At 72.9% G+C, this 18,896-nt stretch carries 11 protein-coding genes and 2 pseudogenes; 4 read left to right on the forward strand and 9 right to left on the reverse strand.

What is annotated here, in order from left to right; genetic code table 11:
- Positions 1-796: hypothetical protein (locus M2271_RS07040; RefSeq protein ID WP_280886247.1), on the forward strand; the 796-nt coding region annotated here is incomplete at its 5' end.
- 33 nt (positions 797-829) lie between these two features.
- Here the strand turns inward: M2271_RS07040 and M2271_RS07045 are convergent.
- A pseudogene (locus tag M2271_RS07045) lies at positions 830-2,239 on the reverse strand (DUF6350 family protein); the annotation flags it as partial.
- A gap of 174 nt (positions 2,240-2,413) precedes the next feature.
- On the opposite strand from M2271_RS07045, the pseudogene M2271_RS07050 reads away from it, so the two are divergent.
- Positions 2,414-3,208: pseudogene (locus M2271_RS07050) on the forward strand (RNA polymerase subunit sigma-24); the annotation flags it as partial.
- Positions 3,209-3,417: 209 nt separating this feature from the next.
- Here the strand turns inward: M2271_RS07050 and sucD are convergent.
- The 7 genes from sucD to M2271_RS07085 form a co-directional block, all read right to left on the reverse strand.
- On the reverse strand, positions 3,418-4,302 hold the full coding sequence (sucD, locus tag M2271_RS07055) for a succinate--CoA ligase subunit alpha (RefSeq protein ID WP_280886249.1): 885 nt from the start codon (positions 4,300-4,302) through the stop codon (positions 3,418-3,420).
- Positions 4,303-4,323: 21 nt separating this feature from the next.
- Positions 4,324-5,502, reverse strand: coding sequence for an ADP-forming succinate--CoA ligase subunit beta (gene sucC / locus M2271_RS07060; RefSeq protein ID WP_280886250.1), 1,179 nt, complete (start codon positions 5,500-5,502; stop codon positions 4,324-4,326).
- A gap of 492 nt (positions 5,503-5,994) precedes the next feature.
- Positions 5,995-8,148, reverse strand: a complete 2,154-nt coding sequence (locus tag M2271_RS07065) for a hypothetical protein (RefSeq protein WP_280886251.1) — start codon at positions 8,146-8,148, stop codon at positions 5,995-5,997.
- Between the two features lie 177 nt (positions 8,149-8,325).
- Complete coding sequence (locus M2271_RS07070; RefSeq protein WP_280886252.1) at positions 8,326-8,946, reverse strand: hypothetical protein; 621 nt, start codon at positions 8,944-8,946, stop codon at positions 8,326-8,328.
- 706 nt (positions 8,947-9,652) lie between these two features.
- Positions 9,653-10,954, reverse strand: coding sequence for a VWA domain-containing protein (locus M2271_RS07075; RefSeq protein WP_280886253.1), 1,302 nt, complete (start codon positions 10,952-10,954; stop codon positions 9,653-9,655).
- 145 nt (positions 10,955-11,099) lie between these two features.
- Complete coding sequence (locus M2271_RS07080; RefSeq protein ID WP_280886254.1) at positions 11,100-13,535, reverse strand: DUF5682 family protein; 2,436 nt, start codon at positions 13,533-13,535, stop codon at positions 11,100-11,102.
- Positions 13,532-14,662, reverse strand: coding sequence for an AAA family ATPase (locus M2271_RS07085; protein WP_280886255.1), 1,131 nt, complete (start codon positions 14,660-14,662; stop codon positions 13,532-13,534). The genes M2271_RS07080 and M2271_RS07085 overlap by 4 nt, the downstream gene beginning before the upstream one ends.
- Positions 14,663-14,795: 133 nt before the next feature.
- Here M2271_RS07085 and M2271_RS07090 point away from each other — a divergent pair, with 133 nt between their 5' ends.
- Both M2271_RS07090 and M2271_RS07095 read left to right on the forward strand, forming a co-directional pair.
- Complete coding sequence (locus tag M2271_RS07090; protein WP_280886256.1) at positions 14,796-16,151, forward strand: SWIM zinc finger family protein; 1,356 nt, start codon at positions 14,796-14,798, stop codon at positions 16,149-16,151.
- Between the two features lie 158 nt (positions 16,152-16,309).
- Positions 16,310-17,956, forward strand: coding sequence for a DUF5691 domain-containing protein (locus M2271_RS07095; protein ID WP_280886257.1), 1,647 nt, complete (start codon positions 16,310-16,312; stop codon positions 17,954-17,956).
- Between the two features lie 227 nt (positions 17,957-18,183).
- On the opposite strand, the gene M2271_RS07100 is transcribed toward M2271_RS07095, so the two are convergent.
- Positions 18,184-18,600 (reverse strand): cobalamin B12-binding domain-containing protein, encoded by a 417-nt coding sequence (locus M2271_RS07100; RefSeq protein ID WP_280886258.1) that lies wholly within the window; start codon positions 18,598-18,600, stop codon positions 18,184-18,186.
- Positions 18,601-18,896: the final 296 nt, after the last annotated feature.

Raw genomic sequence — 18,896 nt, forward strand, 5'->3', positions numbered from 1 at the left:
CAGCACCGACGGGCGCGACAGCACCGACGGGCGCGACAGCACCGACGGGCGCGACAGCACCGACGGGCGCGACAGCACCGACGGGCGCGACAGCACCGACGGGCGCGACAGCATCGACGGGCGCGACAGCATCGACGGGCGCGACGACAACCCCTTCGCTCCGCCGCCGGAGGGCACGCCGGACCGCCCCTGGCAACCGCGCCGTCCGGCGGACGGCAAGGGGGCCGACGGCGGACAGCCTCCGCAGGGCGCCGACAGTGGTGGTGGTTCCCCCTGGGGCAGCCAGTGGAGTGACCAGCAGCCCGGCCGCTCCCCCGGCGCTTTCGGCGAACGTCCGGGTGCCCCGAGCAACGGCCCCGAGGGACCGGGGAACTCCGGCCCTGGCTCTGGCATGCGGTGGGACCCGAAGGACCCGGCCCAGCGGCGCGCACGGTTCGCCCTGCTGAGCGGTATGTGGGCCTTCTTCTTCGCCCTCTTCAGCTGGCCGTACGTCGCTCTGCTCCTCGGTGCGCTGGCCATGTACTGGAGTATCAGCGCCCTCCGCGCCAAGCCCCGCACCGCCGACCCGGACACCCCGGCGCCCGTCCAGAACGCCCGCCCCCAGACAACCGCCGCGGTGAGCGGCCTGGTCACCGCGTCCCTGGCCATCGCCCTGGTCGCCGCGGGCTTCACCGCCAAGCTGGTCTACAACGACTACTACACCTGCACGAACGACGCCCTGACGAACCAGGCCAAGCAGTCCTGCACGGACCTTCTGCCGAAGGAACTCCGGGGTTTGCTGGGCACCAGCAGCTGACGTCCGCGACCTGCCTCACCCGGCGCCCTGACGCGCCCGTCGGCACCGCCACGCCCGCAATCCCAACGCCGCCGGAACCCCCGCCCCCGCCGTCCACACCAGTGCCGCTCCCCCCGCCTGCCACCACACCGGCCCGAAGTGGGCCAACGCGGACACCCCGAGCGGCCCACCTGCCAACCCGGCCAGCACCGCCACCAGTCCCGCGCACAGCACAGCGGCCACACCGGCGGTAACAGCAGTCCGTTCGCACGACCACACCCCAACCCCCACCCCGGCCCCGGCACCGCCCCCCGCAGCACTCCGCCCCGTGAACCACCCCATCACCAGTCCCGCAGCCACCGGCACCAAACCCGCCGCCCAGTTCCACGCCGCCCCCGCCCCCGCATCCGGCACGGCCGCCAGCAGAGGAAACGGTGGCAACAGCGGCGTCGGCGCCGAGGACAGCGGGGTCACCGCATGGCCGACGCCGAGCGTGAAGCCCGGGCCCAGCCCGTACGCCGCCGCCCACACCGTCGCGTTCGGCACCAGCGCCAGACACAGCAGCAGCACCGCGAACCGACCCGACCATCCCTCCGTCAGCTGGAGGAACGCGCCCCGCGCCGCCCCTCCGTGCCACACCAGCGAGGCCGCCAGCAACAACGCCCCGCCCCCGACCAGCACCGCCACCCCGGCCCCGGCCGCCCGCCCGGCGACACCGAGCCCTTCCCGCACGTCCGGCCCGGGGACGAGCCGTCGTACCCCCGCCGGCAACAGGACCAGCACGCTGTCCACCGCCACGCGCGGACGGCCGTACGCCCTCCACACCCCCGTCCCGGCCGCCCCCGCCAGCGTCACCGGAGAGCACACCGCCGTCCACCCCCACGCGGGGCGCAGTGCGCCGCCCGAGGCGTACAGCGCGGCGACCGCCGCGACGGCGAGGTAGCCGAGGACGACCCCCGTCCAAGCCGTCCAGGCCGTCCGCGCCGCAATCGGCGGCGGCGACCCGTCGGCTCCCCCGGCTCCCCTGGCTCCCCCGATTCCCCACCCCCCGCTTCCCCCCCAGGTCCCCCAGACCCCCCAGGCCCCTCCGGCCTCTCCGCCCGCGTCCACCGCGTCCCGCGCCGCCCGGCGCACCAGCCAGATCGGCGGCGCGAGCAGCAGGAACGGGGTGACGCCCATGGGCGCGGGGACGCCGGAGAGCGTGTCGGTGCGGACCAGGTCCGTGCCGTGCGCCAGCAGCCACAGCGACGCGGCGACATGCAGCGCGCCGTCAGGCCCGCTGTCGGGATACGGCGAACTGATCCACAGCACCATCACGAGCACGGCGAACGAGCCCAGCCCCAGCCCCGCGGCGAAGGCGCCGCCCAGGAGGCCGGGGGCCAGCCCGGGCGATCGGTCGCGGACCCGGGTGAGCAGGGACGACAACAGCGGGCGGCGAGCGGTCATCTGGATCACGACCGCCATGCTCCCAACGACACGCGCTTTCTCGCCGTAACAGGCCAACCGCCGATGTGTCGCTCAATATACGTTTATGTACTTTTTCGTGCGAAGGAGTGCCGGGTGACGCAGATCCCTGCCACTTCGCTTCCCCCGCACAAGGAGCGCCGACGCCCGCGCGATGCCGCGCCTCCCGCCCCCCTGACCCCCGCTCAGGCCTTCGACGCACTGTACGCGTTCTGCGCGCCCGCTCTCGTCCGGCAGGCCTATCTGCTCACCGGGCGCCGCGAGCTGGCGCGCGAGTCGGTGGAGCGGGCCTTCCAACTGGCCTGGCAGCGCTGGCCGGAGGTGGCCCGCGACCGGGACCCGGCAAGCTGGGTGCGGGCGACGGTGTACGAGTACGCGCTCTCCCCCTGGCACCGCTTCCGCCCCTGCCACCGGCACCCCGAGCCGCCCCCGGCCGACACCTCCGCCCGCGCGCTGCTCGACGTACTCCTCGATCTCCCGTCCCCCTACCGCCGCGCCCTCGTCCTCTACGACGGTGTCGGCCTCGATCTGCCGGAGACGGCGGCGGAGACGGAGGCGAGCACTCCGGCGACGGCGAACCGGCTGCTGCACGCGCGCACGGCGATCGCGGCACGGCTGCCGGAGCTTGCGGACCCGGAGGAGTTGCACTGGCGGCTGGCGGCACTGGCGTCCACGGAACGGCTGCGCGCCCCGAAGCCGCCGACCGTGCGGACGGAAAGTGAACGGCGGGCCCGCTTCTGGACCCGGGCCGCCATCGCCTTCACGGTCGCCCTGGTCGGCACGACGGCACTGACCCTGCGGACGGCCCCCACGCACTACGAACCACCGGTCGCCCCGGGCGAGACGGTGCAGGGCGTGCCACCGAGGACGGCGCCGGGACCCTTGTCGGAGGGAGAGCTGGAACTTCGCAAGCAGATGCGGGAGAAAGCGGTGAGCGGTCCCGCGAAGCTGATGCCGGTGCCGCGCTGATACCGGTGCCGGTGCCGGTGCCGATGCCGATGCCGATGCCAGGCGCCGATGTCGGCGCCGGTGCCGCGCTGATATCGGTGCCGCGTCGGCCACCGGCCCGGCGCGACGACCGGGCGACGGCGCCTTCAGCAACGCCGGTGGGCCCGCCCCCCGTGAGGGGAACGGGCCCACCGACTGTCGGCTGACCACGTCAGCCGACCAGACTGTGCTCAGCTGCCGAGGATGGCGCGCGCCAGCTTCGCCGTCTCCGTCGGCGTCTTGCCGACCTTGACGCCGGCGGCCTCGAGGGCCTCCTTCTTCGCGGCCGCCGTGCCGGAGGAGCCGGAGACGATGGCGCCGGCGTGGCCCATGGTCTTGCCCTCGGGCGCGGTGAAGCCCGCGACGTAGCCGACGACCGGCTTGGTCACGTTCTTCTGGATGTAGGCCGCGGCCCGCTCCTCGGCGTCGCCACCGATCTCGCCGATCATCACGATCAGGTCGGTGTCGGGGTCGGCCTCGAACGCGGCGAGCGCGTCGATGTGGGTGGTGCCGATGACCGGGTCACCGCCGATGCCGACGGCCGACGAGAAGCCGATGTCCCGCAGCTCGTACATCATCTGGTACGTCAGCGTGCCGGACTTCGAGACCAGACCGATGCGGCCCGGCTTGGTGATGTCGCCCGGGATGATGCCGGCGTTCGACTGGCCCGGGGTGATGAGACCGGGGCAGTTCGGGCCGATGATCCGGGTCTTGTTGCCCTGGGACACGGCGTACGCGTAGAACGCGGCCGAGTCGTGGACCGCGATGCCCTCGGTGATGACGACCGCGAGCGGGATCTCCGCGTCGATCGCCTCGACGACGGCCGACTTGGCGAAGGCCGGCGGCACGAAGAGGACGGACACGTTGGCGCCCGTCTTCTCGATCGCCTCGGCGACCGTGCCGAAGACCGGGATCTCGTTGCCGTCGATGTCGACGGACGTGCCCGCCTTGCGCGGGTTCACGCCACCGACGATGTTCGTGCCGTCCGCCAGCATGAGCTTGGTGTGCTTCATGCCCGTGGCACCGGTCATGCCCTGGACGATGACCTTGGAGTCCTTGTTGAGGAAGATAGCCATGGCTGTGTCTGTCCCTCTTCCTTACTTCGCAGCCGCGAGCTCGGCGGCCTTGTCGGCCGCGCCGTCCATGGTGTCCACTCGCTGCACCAGCGGGTGGTTGGCGTCGGAGAGGATCTTGCGACCCAGCTCGGCGTTGTTGCCGTCCAGTCGGACGACCAGCGGCTTGGTGACTTCCTCACCCTTGGACTTGAGAAGCTCCAGGGCCTGGACGATGCCGTTGGCGACCTCGTCGCAGGCGGTGATGCCGCCGAAGACGTTGACGAACACGGACTTGACGTCCGGGTCGCCGAGGATGATCTCCAGGCCGTTCGCCATGACCTGCGCGGAGGCGCCGCCGCCGATGTCGAGGAAGTTGGCGGGCTTGACGCCACCGTGCGCCTCACCGGCGTACGCGACGACGTCCAGGGTGCTCATGACGAGACCCGCGCCGTTGCCGATGATGCCGACCTCGCCGTCGAGCTTGACGTAGTTGAGGTTCTTCTCCTTGGCGGCGGCCTCGAGCGGGTTGGCCGCGTCCTTGTCCTGGAGGGCCTCGTGCTCCGGCTGACGGAACTCGGCGTTCTCGTCGAGGGAGACCTTGCCGTCGAGGGCGATGACGTCACCGGAGGCGACCTTGGCCAGCGGGTTGACCTCGACGAGGAGCGCGTCCTCGGCGATGAAGGTCTTCCACAGGGTGACCAGTACGTTCACGATCTTGTCGGCGACCTCGGCCGGGAACTTCGCGGCCGCCACGATCTCGCGGGCCTTCTCGGGGGTCACACCCTCGTTGGCGTCGATCGGCGTCTTGGCGACGGCCTCCGGACGGTTGGCCGCCACCTCCTCGATCTCCATGCCGCCCTCCACGGACGCGATGGAGAGGAAGGTGCGGTTGGCACGGTCAAGGAGGTAGGAGACGTAGTACTCCTCCAGGATCTCCGGGGCCGTCTCGGCGATCATCACCTTGTGGACCGTATGGCCCTTGATGTCCATGCCGAGGATGTCCGTCGCGCGGGCGACGGCCTCGTCCGGGGTGGCGGCGAGCTTCACGCCACCGGCCTTGCCACGACCGCCGACCTTCACCTGGGCCTTGACGACGGACTTGCCACCGAGACGCTCAGTGGCTGCGCGGGCCGCCTCAGGCGTGTCGATGACTTCACCGGCCAGCACCGGTACATCGTGCTTGGCGAAGAGGTCCCTCGCCTGGTACTCGAACAGGTCCACGCGCTTCCGTCCCTATCAGTGATCTCGCGGTTCGTTGTCTGCGTGGGCGTGCCGCGAGGGCAACGTGACGTCAACCGTCTGTCAGTCACAAGGGAGGCGCACACGGTGTCCGAGCGCGCGGCATGTCCGTCTCGCAGGTTATCGCTGCTTGCGGGGGCCCTCTAAATCGCGGGTCACACCTGAGCGGTGATACCTGTCACATGATGCCGGGATCACTGGCACGGGGTGCCGCAGAGAAGGGACCTCACCGGGTTGGGGTTGACCCGGTGAGGTCCCTTGAACAGCCCCCTCAGGGGGCGCAGGACGGCTGGCCCCCAAGCCTATGGGGACCTTCCGCCTCAGCCGTGAGGTTTCGGCCGGACAGACCGACGGTTTTCGGCCGTCCGGAGCCTGCCGCCTCACGGAGTCGTTGGGATGGGCGGACTCAGCGACTCGGCGCCTCAGCGGACCGAGCGCCTCACCGCCTCAACAGACTGCGCGGACTGAGCTGACTCAGACGCGGTACGGGCTGCCGTGGTGCGGGTTCTGTGCGTACTGCGTGCTCTGTACGTCCTGCACGTAGCCCTGGGTGAACTGCGTGCCCTGCACGTCCTGCGCGTCCTGCACGTCCTGCGCGTAGCCCGAGGTGAGCGAGTCGACGTACGCCGGAGTGATCGAGTCGGCGACGCCCTCGACGCCGGTGACGGCGTGGCCGGCGAGCGGGCCGGCCGTGTCCCGGACGGTCCCGGTCAGGTCCCCGGCGAAGGGCACGGCCTGGCCGACGACCCCGTGCGCGAACGGGCCGACCTCGCCGACGACGCCGTACGCGAAGGGCGTGACGTCACCGGTGACGCCGTACGCCAGCGTCGTGGCGCTGTCGACGACGGGCCGGACCGTCGCCCGGACCGTCGCCCCGACGGTCCGGGCGACCGTGTCGACCACGGGCTGGACAGCGGCGGTGACTCCGTGCGCGAACGCGGGCACCTGGCCCGACACGCCGTACGCCAGATCGGTCGCGTGCCCGGCCGCGCCGTACGCGAGCGGCGGCACCTGGCCGACGACGCCTCCGGCGAAGGGCCCGACCTCCTGGGTGACGCCGTACGCCGGCCCGCTCGCGTCCGCGACAGCCTGCCCGGCCACCGGGACCACGCCGTGCACGACCGTGTTCGCGACGGGCGGCAGGACGGCGTCCGTGGTGTCGTCGGCGACCTGGCCGACCAGACCGGTGGCGTACGGCGGGACGTCCGTGACGACGCCGCCCACGACCGGCTGGACGCCCGCGACCGTGGCGGAGGCGTACGCGGGTACGTCCGCGACGACGCCGTGCGTGGCCTGCCGCACCTGGGCGACCGCACCGCCGGGGACCGGCCGCACCCCCTGCACGACACCGCCCGCGACGGGCCGGACGTCGGCGACGACCCCGGACGCCAGCGCGGTGGCCGCGCCGACGGTGTGGCCCGCGGTCTGCTCGACCCCGGTGACGGCACCGCCCGCGACGGGCGTCACCACGTTCACCGTGCCGGTGGCGACCGGTGTCACCCCGTTCACCGTGTGGCCGACGACCGGGCCGACACCGGCGACGGCCTGCCCGGCGGCCGGCACCACGCCCGCCACTCCCCGACCGGCGACCGGCAGGACTCCGTCCACGGCGCTGGTCACCACGGGCGGCACGACCGCGGCCGACGTCTCGTCGACGACCGCGAAGACTGTGCCGGGAACGCTTGAGACCGTGCCGACGACCTGCTGCTTCACGCCGCCGACCGTGCCCGTGACATGGCTCGGGACAGCGGAGACGCCGGCCTCGGCAGCGCCCACCACGGTGCCCGCCGTGCCGTGGACGGTGGTGAGCGTGTCGACGGCCCGGCCCTCGACGCCGGTGACAGTGGTCTGCGCGGCCGCGGTCGCACCCGCCGCGGTGCGACCCGCGCCCGCGACCGCGTGCCGCGCCTTCGTCCGTACGACACCGTCGACGCCCTGCGCCTGGGAACGGGCCGCCGACTGCGCGCCCTGCAGCTTCGTCTGGGCGGCGGCCAGTGCCTGCTCCACTTCGGGCGCGAAGGCGGCGAGGGGGCCGAAGAGGTAGTCGATGCCGTGCTGGGAGGTGGTGTCCGCGCCGGAGACGGTTGCCTTGGCGGCGGAGACGGTCTCGTCCGTGGTGGCGCCGGTGACGGTGGCGCCGGTGACGGACCCTCCTGTGACGCCGGCGCCTGCGACGGTCGCGGTGGCGGTGGCGGTGGCGGTCTTGGCCTGCGCGGCGCGGGCCGCCTTGGCGCCCTGGATCGCGGCGGCACCCCTCACCTTGGACGCGTTCGGGACGGTGACCTTCGCGTCGACGTAGCGGCGGGCCTGGTCGGCGGCGCCTGCGGGCGTCGTCCTCCTGGCGGTGTCGGTGACCGTGCCGCCGGTGACACCGGTGACGGTGTCCTGTACGTCGGAGACGACACCGTCGAGCGTGCCCGCGACGGTACCGGTGACACCGCTGAGGGTTGCGGTGACCGTGTCGTTGGTTGCGTCGATGGGTGCGTCGGTGATCGCGTCTGTGGTCGCGTCCGGTGCCGATACGGGAGCCGCGGGCAGTTCGTCCGCGCTGGCGGCGGCGGAGCCGAGCGCCCACGCGCCGGTGACTCCGGCGGCTATCACGATGGAACGGCGGATGTTCGTGTTCATGGCGTGCGTCAGATCCTTAGATCCTCAGGAGTCCGGCGCTCCTCGACGGGAGCTGCGGGACTGGGAAGGCTGGGGACAATTCCGAGGGCTTCCGTCCGGAGATCGCAGGAGGATCCGGACGGGCGGGCAGACCTGTTTCCGCCCCCGCGCGGCAGGTCTACGGGGGAAAGGTCCTGCCTAGGCGGGAGAAACGGGAATGTCCCGGTGCCTGTCCCTGGTGCCGTCCGCGTCGACGCCCGCGGCGGCGCCGGGTACGAGGCTCAGCGGCGCCCGGTGGTCGAAGGTGACGGCGTGCGCGTTGCCGCCGTGCCGTGACGAGCCGGTGTCCAGACCCGACTTGCCGCCCAGCGCACCGCCCGGGCCCTGGGTGGGCGCCTGACGCACGGGGGCGAATACGGAACGGCCGACCCGGTGCGCGGACAGATGCGCCACAGCCTGGGTCACGGTGGTGCCGGCAACGTATGGGGGGCCGTAGGCGAGGGGCATCGCCGTGTCGGAACGTCCCTCCGACCTCTGCCCGCCCCTCGCATCCATCGCCGAAGAGGTCGTCGGTGCCGTCGCTGTCGACGGCAAGCCCGGCTGGGGAGCGGGCGTGACGTGGATCGGCAGCGTGTGCACGGGGAGCGTCGGCAGGCCGGGGAGTTCCGGAAGACCCGGCAGGGCCGGCACCGTCGGCTCGGACGGCACGGTCGGGAACCCCTGCAGCTGCGGCAGGCTCGGTATGCCCGGCAGACCCGGCAGTCCCGGTGCAGGCGAGTCGGGCACGCCGACGGGCCGCGCAGGAAGCTGCGCCGTCACGTCGGCCGGCCCCGCCGACACCGAGTTCACAAGGTCACCGACCGGACGGCTGCCAGACCCGGCACCCGGCTCAGGAGCCGTGGGCTCAGAAGCAGTGGACTCAGAAGCAGTCGGCTCGAGACCAGTCAGCTCGAGACCAGTCAGCTCGGCCGGCACCGCCTCTGCCCGCGCCCCCGCCCCCGCCCCCGCTGTCACCACCGCCGGGATGTGCGCCACCCCGGCAACGGCACCGCTCGTCACCGACCGAACGTTTCCGGCCGAAGCCGACGGCATCTCACCGGCCGAGCCCGACGACCCGCCGACGGCCGAAGCCGAGCCCATCCCGTCCGCCGCCTGGGCCTGCTCCCCGCAGAGGAACCCGAGTGCGAACAATCCGCCCAACAGCAGCGCCACTTGCAGCGCACGCCGCCCGGCCGCCCTACGCGTCACGCGCAGAGCAGCACCGGAAAGGACGGCAGACAAGATCAAGTCGGGGAAGTTCCCTCCATGCGACGGAGCATGACACGCCGTACGACTCGGTACGCGGCGAAACAAGCGGTACGAAACAAGCGGAGCGTTTCGCACCGCTGATGGTCGTCGATCCTCGCACGGGACTCCCGAGGTTGCGCAAGCCCCCCGCTACCGATGAGTAGTCATGTCCCGTTTTGCTGGGCCAAGTCATGTCAATTGGTCGACAAATCGCCCCGCTCCCGGTGCCGTTACAGGGTCACGCGGACTCCGGTATCGGCAACGGCCGCTTCTCGATCGCCGCCGCCATCACCTCCGGGAACAGGTCGGGCGTACAGGCGAAAGCCGGCGCCCCCAGCGCGGCGAGTGCGGACGCGTGCTCCCGGTCGTAGGCGGGTGCCCCCTCGTCGGACAGCGCGAGCAGCGTCACGAACTGCACCCCCGACGCCTTCATCGCCGCGACCCGCTTGAGCATCTCCTGCCGTATGCCTCCTTCGTAGAGGTCGCTGATCAGCACGACCACCGTCTCCGCGGGCCGGGTGATCTGCGACTGGCAGTACGCGAGCGCTCGGTTGATGTCCGTGCCGCCGCCGAGCTGGGTGCCGAACAGGACGTCGACCGGGTCGTCGAGCTGGTCGGTGAGGTCGACGACGGCGGTGTCGAAGACGACCAGTCGTGTGTTGATCGACCGCATCGAGGCCAGCACCGCCCCGAACACCGACGCGTACACGACCGATGCCGCCATCGACCCCGACTGGTCGATGCAGAGGATGACCTCCTTCTTCACCGACTGGGAGGCACGCCCGTACCCGATGAGCCGCTCCGGCACGATCGTCCCGTACTCCGGCAGGTAGTGCTTGAGGTTGGCCGCGATCGTGCGGTTCCAGTCGATGTCGTGGTGGCGCGGCCGGTTGATACGAGCGCTGCGGTCCAGGGCGCCGGTGAGGGTGGCCCTGGTGCGGGTGGCGAGCCGCTTCTCCAGGTCCTGGACGACCTTGCGGACGACGGCCCGTGCCGTCTCCTTCGTCGTCTCCGGCATCGCCTTGTTGAGCGAGAGCAGCGTGCCGACGAGGTGGACGTCGGCCTCCACCGCCTCCAGCATCTCCGGCTCCAGCAGCAGCGTGGACAGTCCGAGCCGGTCGATGGCATCGCGCTGCATGACCTGGACGACGGAGGACGGGAAGTACGTCCGGATGTCCCCCAGCCAGCGCGCCACGGACGGCGCCGACGCCCCGAGCCCCGCCGAACGGTCTTTGTCCGTCTGCCTTTTGCCCGTCTGCCCGTCGTCCGCCCTTCCGTAGAGCGCGGCCAGCGCCCCGTCCATCGCGGCGTCCTGCCCGGAGAGCGCACACCCGGTGCCGTCGGCCGCGCCGCCCCCGAGCACCAGCCGCCACCGTCGCAGCCGCTCCTGCGCCGGGTCGCCGGCCCCGTTCGTCGTCTGCGACTCAGGCTCCGTTCGCGGCCCGGTGATCGACTGCGGCCCAGTCGCCGTTCGCAGCCCGGTGATCGACTGCGGCCCCGTCGTCGTCCGCGGCGTCGCCGTTCGCGGTCCCGTCGTCATGCTTGCACCCCCGTACGCAGTCGTTCCCAGAGCGGGATCACCGGCACGGTCGTCGTCGGTCGGTCTTCCGGACGCAGCCCGCGTCCGTCCTTCGCGGCGTCCATCACGTCGGCCCTCTCCCTCGGCCCACTCAGGCACTCGGTCGTCATCGCGCCACCCCTACAAGGTCGTTGCCCGCGTCCTCTTCCGCTCCGCCCAGCCCCAGCAGCAGCCGCACGACCGGCAGCACCGCGTCCGCGCGCTCGCCGTCGAGGTCCGCTGCGAAGCCGGGTATGCCGGATCCGGCCGCCGCCTCTCTCCCTCGCTGCCCCGGCCCGCGTCGGACCAGTTCGCCGAGTGTCCGGCGCACGCCCGCCTCGTACGCCGAGAACGTGCGCCGCAGCAGGGGCAGCACGTCGGTGAACGCCTCCGCCGGCACGCCGGTCAGCCAGGCGTCGACCAGTGCGAGCAGCCGCTCGTCGTGCACGAGCAGCATCCCGCCGCCCGAACCGCCGCCGACGAAGCCCTCGATCCACGCGGCCGCGTCGGCCGGCGGTGTCCCCGGCGACAGCACGAGTCCCATCAGCCGAGCCGCCTCGTCCTGCGCCAACTCCCCGCCGTCCAGCAGCAGTCGCACGGCCCGGCCCCGGATCACCCCGGGCACGGTGTCCCGCCGTGACAGCACTCCGAGCACCGTGTGCCACCTCGCGCGCAGGTCGCCGTGGGCCGGTGCGGCGACGTCGTCGAGCAGCCCCAGAGAGCCGTGCACCGCGTCGACATGCCGGCGCATCTCCTCGGCCGCGTCCGCGTCGAGCGCGGCGCAGGCCGGGGGCAGGCCGACGAAGATCCGCTCGGCGAGTCCCGCGGCGACCTCTGTCAGCGCCGCCGTGTCCGTGCCGCGTACGTCGCCGTAGCGCAGGGAGCGGACCAGGGCGGGCAGGGCCTGGGCGAGATGGCCGACGTCGGCGTCGAGGGCCGCCCGGTCGGCGAGGACCCGCATCACGGTGGGGAGCGCGTCCGGCAGGTCGGCCAGCAGGCAGCGCTCGGCGAGTGCCGTGACCTCGGCGAGGCCCTGCGCGGCGACCGCGTCGGACTCCGCCTTGGCGGTCGCGGCGCCGAGCACGGTCGTCCCCCACACTCCCGCCTCCGCGACCCGCACGGCCAGCTCCGGCTCCCACCTGAGCCGCCAGGTCTCCCGGAACGTGCCCGTGCTGCCGCGGGAGGCGGCCGGCTCGCCCCACGCCACGCCGAGCAGCCGCAGCCGGTGCAGCAGCCTGCTGCGCTCCGCGTCGGTTTCCTTGCGCAGGTCGAGCTCCAGCTCGCGCTCCGCGGCCTCCGGCTTGAGCCGCAGCCTGCGCTGTGTCCGGTCGAGGTCCCGCTGCAACGGCACCGCGGGCGCCGCGGCCGGCACCTCACCCAGCGCGTCCCCCACGACCAGCCGGTCGTGTACCAGCGCCAGCGGCACGTCCGACCCGTCGCACATCACCGCCCGCACGGCCTCGGTGGTCTCGCTGAGGCCGGCCAACGGGCGGCCCCGCATCGTGGCGAGCGTCCCGGCCAGCCGCACCGCCTCGATGACGTGCGCCGAGGACACGAGCCGGTCCTCTTCCCGGAGCAGCCCCGCCACCTTGGTCAGCCACCGCTCGACCGGCCGGTCCGGTGTCCGGAACAGGTGCCCGTACCAGCCCGGGGAGTCGATCCCCGCGCCGTAACCGCTGTGCCGCGACAGCCTGCGGTACGTCCACGGCACCCACGTCATGTCCGTCTTGACCTTGGGCAGCCCCTTCAGCAGTGCCTTGTCGGCGGCGACGGTGGTCCTGTGCCGCAGCGCCGGCACGTGCCAGGCCCCGCACACCACCGCGACCCCCTCCCCGAACCGGCGTTGTGCGTCCCGCATCTGAAGGCGCATGTACGCCTCCCGCACGAGATCCCGGTCATGGCCCCCACTGCCGTATGCCTCCCGCAGCGCCCCCATGGCCTCCTCCAGCGCGGTGAACGGCGCGAAGGGGTCACCGTCGCCCGGCCCCCGGTGCTCGACGACGTCCTCCCACCAGCGTTCGGGATCGTCATAACCGGCGATCTCCGCGAGCACGGCGAGCGGATCGACCCGGACATCGGCCCGAACGTCAGCCCGGGCGTCGGACCCGATGTCGGTCCCGCCGTTCGGTGCGGCACCCTCCTCTTCGGGTTTCTCCCCTTGAGACGACTCCTTCTCCCGGTCGTCGCTCCCCCACGCCAGCGTGTGCGTGGCGGGCAGGTCGATGAAGTGAGCCGGGACGTCGTGCTCCAGGGCCCAGCGGATCGCGACCCATTCCGGTGAGAACTCGGCGAGCGGCCAGAACGCCGAGCGGCCGGGCTCGTCCACCGCGTGGGCGAGGAGCGCGACCGGCGGTCGCATGTCCTCGTCCGCGGCGAGCGGGATCAGCGCGTCGGCCTCGGGCGGGCCTTCGATCAACACGACCCGCGGCCGGGCCGCGGCCAACGCCGCCCGCACGGCCCGCGCGGATCCCGGCCCGTGATGCCGCACCCCGAGCAGCAGCGGCCCCTCCCCACCGGCCTCCGTTCGACCGCCGTACGCGTGTCCCCGCCCGCCGTCGCTCACGCGCCGACCTCCCGGCAGGCGCGGTAGAAGTCCATCCAGTCGTCTCGCTCGCGGACGACCGCCTCCAGGTACTCCTGCCAGACGACCTTGTCGGACGCCGGGTCGCGGACGACGGCGCCCAGGATGCCCGCGGCGACGTCACCGGCCCGCAGGACGCCGTCACCGAAGTGGGCCGCCAGTGCGAGGCCGTTGGTGACGACGGAGATGGCCTCGGCCGTCGACAACGTGCCGCTGGGCGACTTCAGTTTCGTACGGCCGTCGGACGTGACGCCGTCGCGCAGTTCGCGGAAGACGGTCACGACACGGCGGATCTCGTCGATACCGTCGGGCGCGGACGGCAGGTCGAGGGAGCGGCCGAGCTGGTCGACGCGCCGCGAGACGATGTCGACCTCGGCCTCGACGCTCTCCGGCAGCGGCAGCACCACCGTGTTGAACCGGCGGCGCAGGGCGCTGGACAGGTCGTTGATCCCGCGGTCGCGGTCGTTGGCCGTCGCGATCAGGTTGAAGCCGCGGACCGCCTGCACCTCCTGGCCCAGCTCCGGTATCGGCAGCGTCTTCTCCGACAGGATCGTGATGAGCGTGTCCTGCACGTCTGCCGGGATCCGGGTGAGCTCCTCGACCCGGGCCGTCATTCCCTCGGCCATCGCTCGCATGACGGGGCTGGGCACCAGGGCGCCACGGCTCGGGCCGTGCGCGAGCAGTTGGGCGTAGTTCCAGCCGTACCGGATGGCCTCCTCCGGGGTGCCGGCCGTGCCCTGCACCAGCAGGGTGGAGTCTCCGCTGACCGCCGCGGCCAGATGCTCGGACACCCAGGTCTTCGCGGTGCCGGGCACACCGAGCAGGAGCAGGGCGCGATCGGTGGCGAGGGTGGTGACGGCGACCTCGACGATGCGGCGCGGGCCGACGTACTTCGGCGTGATCACCGTGCCGTCGGGCAGGGTGCCGCCGAGGAGGTAGGTCGCGACGGCCCACGGCGACATCTTCCAGCGGGCCGGGCGCGGGCGGTCGTCCTGCGCGGCGAGCACGGCGAGTTCCTCCGCGAAGGCGTCCTCGGCATGCGGCCGCAAGGCCTCGCTCGGCTCCTGCTCCCGCATGGGTGCGGACATAGGTTCTGCAGACACAGACATGGCTGAGTCCCCCTCCAGCTCGGCCGGTTCGGATCTGGTGTCCACCCTGCACCACACCACTGACAATGCGGTCTGACCTGCGAAAACGTGCTCGCGAGGCCGATTGTCAGTGGGGGGATCTACCTTCGATGACATGACTCAGCAGGGGGTGCGCTGGAGCGCGGACCAGGTGTTGTCGCTGGCGCCTGACGCCGCGTCACGCAAGGCGGGCAGCAAACTCGGCGCGGCCGGACCATGGTCCGAGGCGGGCAGTTGTGGAGAGGGGACGGTGTGGGGGCTGTGCAAGGGCAGTGGCAGCAAGCCGTATCGGACGGTCGTGGACATCGCGGACGCGTCCGGTCCGGCATACAAGTGCAGTTGTCCGAGCCGTAAGTTCCCGTGCAAGCACGCGCTCGGGCTGCTGCTGCTCTGGGCGGGCGGGGACGGCGCGGTGCCGGCGGGACAGCCGCCGGAGTGGGCCGGGGAGTGGATAGAGGGGAGAAGGAAGCGCGCGCAGGAGAAGCAGTCGGCGGGTGCGGCCGGTTCCTCGTCCGGCTCGGGTGATCCGGAGGCGGCGCGGCGCCGCGCCGAGCGCCGGGCCGAGCGGATCACCGCGGGGGCGACGGAACTGGAGCAGCGGCTGGCGGACCTGCTGCGGGGCGGCCTGGCGGGCGCGCAGTCGACGGGGTACGGGATGTGGGAGGAGACAGCGGCCCGCATGGTCGACGCCCAGGCCTCCGGACTGGCCGCGCGGGTGCGGGAATTGGGGGCGATCCCGTCGTCCGGGCCGGGCTGGCCGGTGCGGCTGCTGGAGGAGTGCGCCCTGCTCCATCTTCTCGACCAGGGCTGGCTGCGCCGGGAGCGACTGCCCGAAGGCCTGGCGACGACGGTCCGTTCCCGCATCGGCCTGACCGGCTCGGCGGACGGCCCGCCGCTGCGGGACCGCTGGCTGGTCCTCGCCCAGTACGACACGGCGGACGCCCGGCTGACGACCCGGCGGATATGGCTGTACGGCGCCGAGTCCGGCCGTACGGCGCTGCTCCTCTCTTATGGCGCCGCCGGCCGCGCACCGGAGCCGGCGCTGCCGGTGGGGCTGGTCCTGGACGCGGAGGTGTCGGCGTATCCGGGTGCCGGGCAGCCGCGGGTGACCCTGGGTGAGCAGTTCGCCCCGCCCGCGCCGGCCGCGATACGACCGCCGGGGCTCACCCCGGCCGAGGCGGCCGCCCGCTACGGCGAGGCCCTGCGGGACGACCCGTGGCTGGATTCCGTCCCGGTGACGCTGGGACGGGTCGTGCCCACCCCGGACGACGACTCCTGGCAGTTGGCGGACGCCGACGGGCGGACGGCGCTGCCGCTGACGCCCACCGCACGTTCCCGTCCGGGCCTGTGGCGGCTCGTCTCCCTGTCCGGCGGCGCCCCGGTCACGGTGTTCGGCGAGTGCGGCCACCGCGGCTTCACCCCGTTGACGGCCTGGCCGGAGGGGGCGGGCGAGGCCGTGTCCCTGTGCTGAACCGACGCGCGCACCGGCGCTACAAGCGGCCCCACCCGTCCGACGATCCACCCGCTCTCCCCCGATCCACGCATGTGTCGGGCTTCACGGGACACCCGGACCGGGTGACTCTTCAACCACTCCCCGGCTCCCCCGCGAAGAGGAACCGAAAGGAACCCATGACCAGGACTTCCGCTCCTGTGGACGCGCCCGCCCCGGGCGCCTGGGAGGAACTCGTCACAGCGGCCCTGCTCGGGACCGAGCGTCGCACGCCACCCGGCTGTCCGCCCGGCCCGGACGCCCCGCCGGCCCTGCTGGACGCGGCGGCCGTGGAGACCGTACGACGGCGGGCCGGCCTGCGACCGGGGCGGGCGGCGCGGCTGCCGGAACCGGTGGTGGAGGACCCGCGCCAGCCCCTGCCCCCCGCGGCGGCGGGCAGACTGGCGATGCTGCTGGCCGACCGCCCCGGCGCGGGCGGCGGTGGCCGCCGGGGTGCGGCGCCGGACCTCATGGAGTTGCTGCCGCAATGGCTCACCACGGCGAACGCCCGCGGCTACGCCCCTCCGTCCGAACTGCTGCCCGCGCTGTTGGACGCGGCCCGGGGGCGTACGGACCTGCGGCCGGCGGCACTGACGTTCGCGGGACCGCGCGCGGTGTGGCTCGCCCGGCTGAACCCGGACTGGCGGTTCGCCCTGCGCGCGACACCGGGCGGGGGCACGACGCTGCCCCACCCCGAGGACACCGGAACGATCCGACAGCTGTGGCAGGAAGGACTGTTCGCGGAGCGGGTCGCCCTGCTGGGCGCGATCCGGTCCCGTGAGCCCGCCACCGCGCGCGAGCTGCTTGCCTCGACCTGGACGACGGAACGGGCCGAGGACCGGCTGATGTTCCTCGACTCCCTGCGCACGGGCCTGGCCGCGGAGGACGAGCCCTTCCTGGAGCAGGCGCTGACCGACCGCAGCCGCAACGTACGGGCGACGGCGGCGGAGCTGCTGTCGGCGCTGCCCGGCTCGGCGCTCGCCGGACGGATGGCGGTGCGGGCCGGGACGTGCGTGGCGGTCGACCACACCGGGGACACACCGACGCTCACGATCGAGACGCCGCACGAGTGCGACGCGAGCATGGAGCGCGACGGTGTCGTGGCCAAGCCTCCCGCTGGGCGGGGGGAACGGTCGTGGTGGTTCGGCCAGTTGGTGGAGGCGGCGCCGCTCGGCACCTGGCCCGGGCGGCTCGGTGGGCGTACGCCCCAGGAGATCGTGGCACTGCCTGTGGCCGACGACTGGCAGGCCGAACTGCACGCCGCGTGGTGCCGGGCCGCGGTACGACAGCGGGACGCCGCGTGGGCGCGGGCGCTCCTCGGGGCACCCGCGGCACCCGAGGCCGGCGGCCCCGGGGCGGTGTCCCTGGCCGAGCGGGCCAAGCTGCTGGGCACGCTGGACGCCGCCGAACGGGCCGGCTGGGTGGCCGGGTTCATCTCGGTCCACGGTCTGTCCGAGGCGTTCCAGCTGCTCGGAGTATGCGCGGTGCCGTGGGCCGCGCCGCTCGGCGGGGCTGTGGTCGACGCGCTCAACATCGCACGGGACGCGGGGAGTTACCCATGGAGTTTCAGCGGAGTGATGGGCCTGGCGGAGCGCTGCCTCGACCCCTCGGAGGGAAGCCGGCTCGACGGGCTGATGGCGGTGCCGGACGAGTCGGAGGAGGCCAGTCCCGGGGCCGGGGGGTATTGGGCGGAGGCGTTCCAGCGCCTGGTGACCACCCTGCGGTTGCGGGCGGCGATGCAGGAGGAACTGGGGGCGGCGCGGCCCCTCGGGCCGTCCGACGCCTGAGGACGAGGCCGTTCAGGCCGGATGAGAGCCCGGCGGCAGAATCCCCGGACACGTTCAGGACCGACTGGGGTCCGGCGGCACCGTCCCCGGACACGTTCAGGCCGGACAGGGGGCCGGAGTCTCCGGACAGGTCCAAGCCGGACAGGGGGCCGGCGGCAGAGTCCCCGCACGTCGTTCGCCCGGACGGTCGGCCCGTCCCGCCGGATCGACCGGCAGGGGACGACGGTCTACGCCCCCGCCGGCTGCCTCACATTCGCGCGCACCCAGTCCACGATCGACTGCGTCGTCGCCCCCGGCGTGAAGATCTCCGCGACGCCCTTCGCCTTCAGCGGGGCGATGTCTCCCTCGGGGATGATCCCGCCGCCGAAGACCAGGATGTCCTCCGCGTCCCGCTCCTTGAGCAGGTCGATCACGGCCGCGAAGAGCGTGTTGTGCGCGCCGGACAGGATGGACAGCCCGATCGCGTCGGCGTCCTCCTGGATCGCGGTGGCGACGACCTGCTCGGGCGTCTGGTGGAGCCCGGTGTAGATGACCTCCATACCGGCGTCGCGCAGCGCCCGCGCGATCACCTTGGCCCCGCGATCGTGGCCGTCGAGCCCCGGCTTGGCCACCACCACGCGGATCGGACCGGCTGCCACACCCATCACTGCCTCCATGAAACGACTGCATCCATCTGTACCGACGAGTACTGCCGTACCCATTCCGGCCGGGAAAGTGAACGAACGTTATCGCCAGCATCCCGCAACCGGCAGTTTCGCGGTGGATACAGAGGGGGAAATCACACGATGGGACACGTTCGGGAGCCGCAACGAGGTCGCCTCGCCGCCGCGCCGCAGGCCGCGCGCCGCGGCGGTGAGGCGTATCGACGAGGGCGCGAAGGGCACGCAGGGCAGGTAAGGCACGGCAGCGGGGCACCTCGTCGCCACACCGGCAGGGAGCC

The sequence above is a fragment of the Streptomyces sp. LBL genome (assembly GCF_029893585.1).
Taxonomy (GTDB): Bacteria; Actinomycetota; Actinomycetes; order Streptomycetales; family Streptomycetaceae; genus Streptomyces.

Excerpts from the sequence above, each read along its gene's own strand:
- M2271_RS07095 (WP_280886257.1), top strand. The coding sequence starts at position 16,310 with ATGACCAGGACTTCCGCTCCTGTGGACGCGCCCGCCCCGGGCGCCTGG.
- M2271_RS07085 (WP_280886255.1), bottom strand. The coding sequence starts at position 14,662 with ATGTCTGTGTCTGCAGAACCTATGTCCGCACCCATGCGGGAGCAGGAG.
- M2271_RS07065 (WP_280886251.1), bottom strand. The coding sequence starts at position 8,148 with ATGAACACGAACATCCGCCGTTCCATCGTGATAGCCGCCGGAGTCACC.
- M2271_RS07075 (WP_280886253.1), bottom strand. The coding sequence starts at position 10,954 with ATGACGACGGGACCGCGAACGGCGACGCCGCGGACGACGACGGGGCCG.
- sucD (WP_280886249.1), bottom strand. The coding sequence starts at position 4,302 with ATGGCTATCTTCCTCAACAAGGACTCCAAGGTCATCGTCCAGGGCATG.
- M2271_RS07100 (WP_280886258.1), bottom strand. The coding sequence starts at position 18,600 with ATGGGTGTGGCAGCCGGTCCGATCCGCGTGGTGGTGGCCAAGCCGGGG.
- M2271_RS07090 (WP_280886256.1), top strand. The coding sequence starts at position 14,796 with ATGACTCAGCAGGGGGTGCGCTGGAGCGCGGACCAGGTGTTGTCGCTG.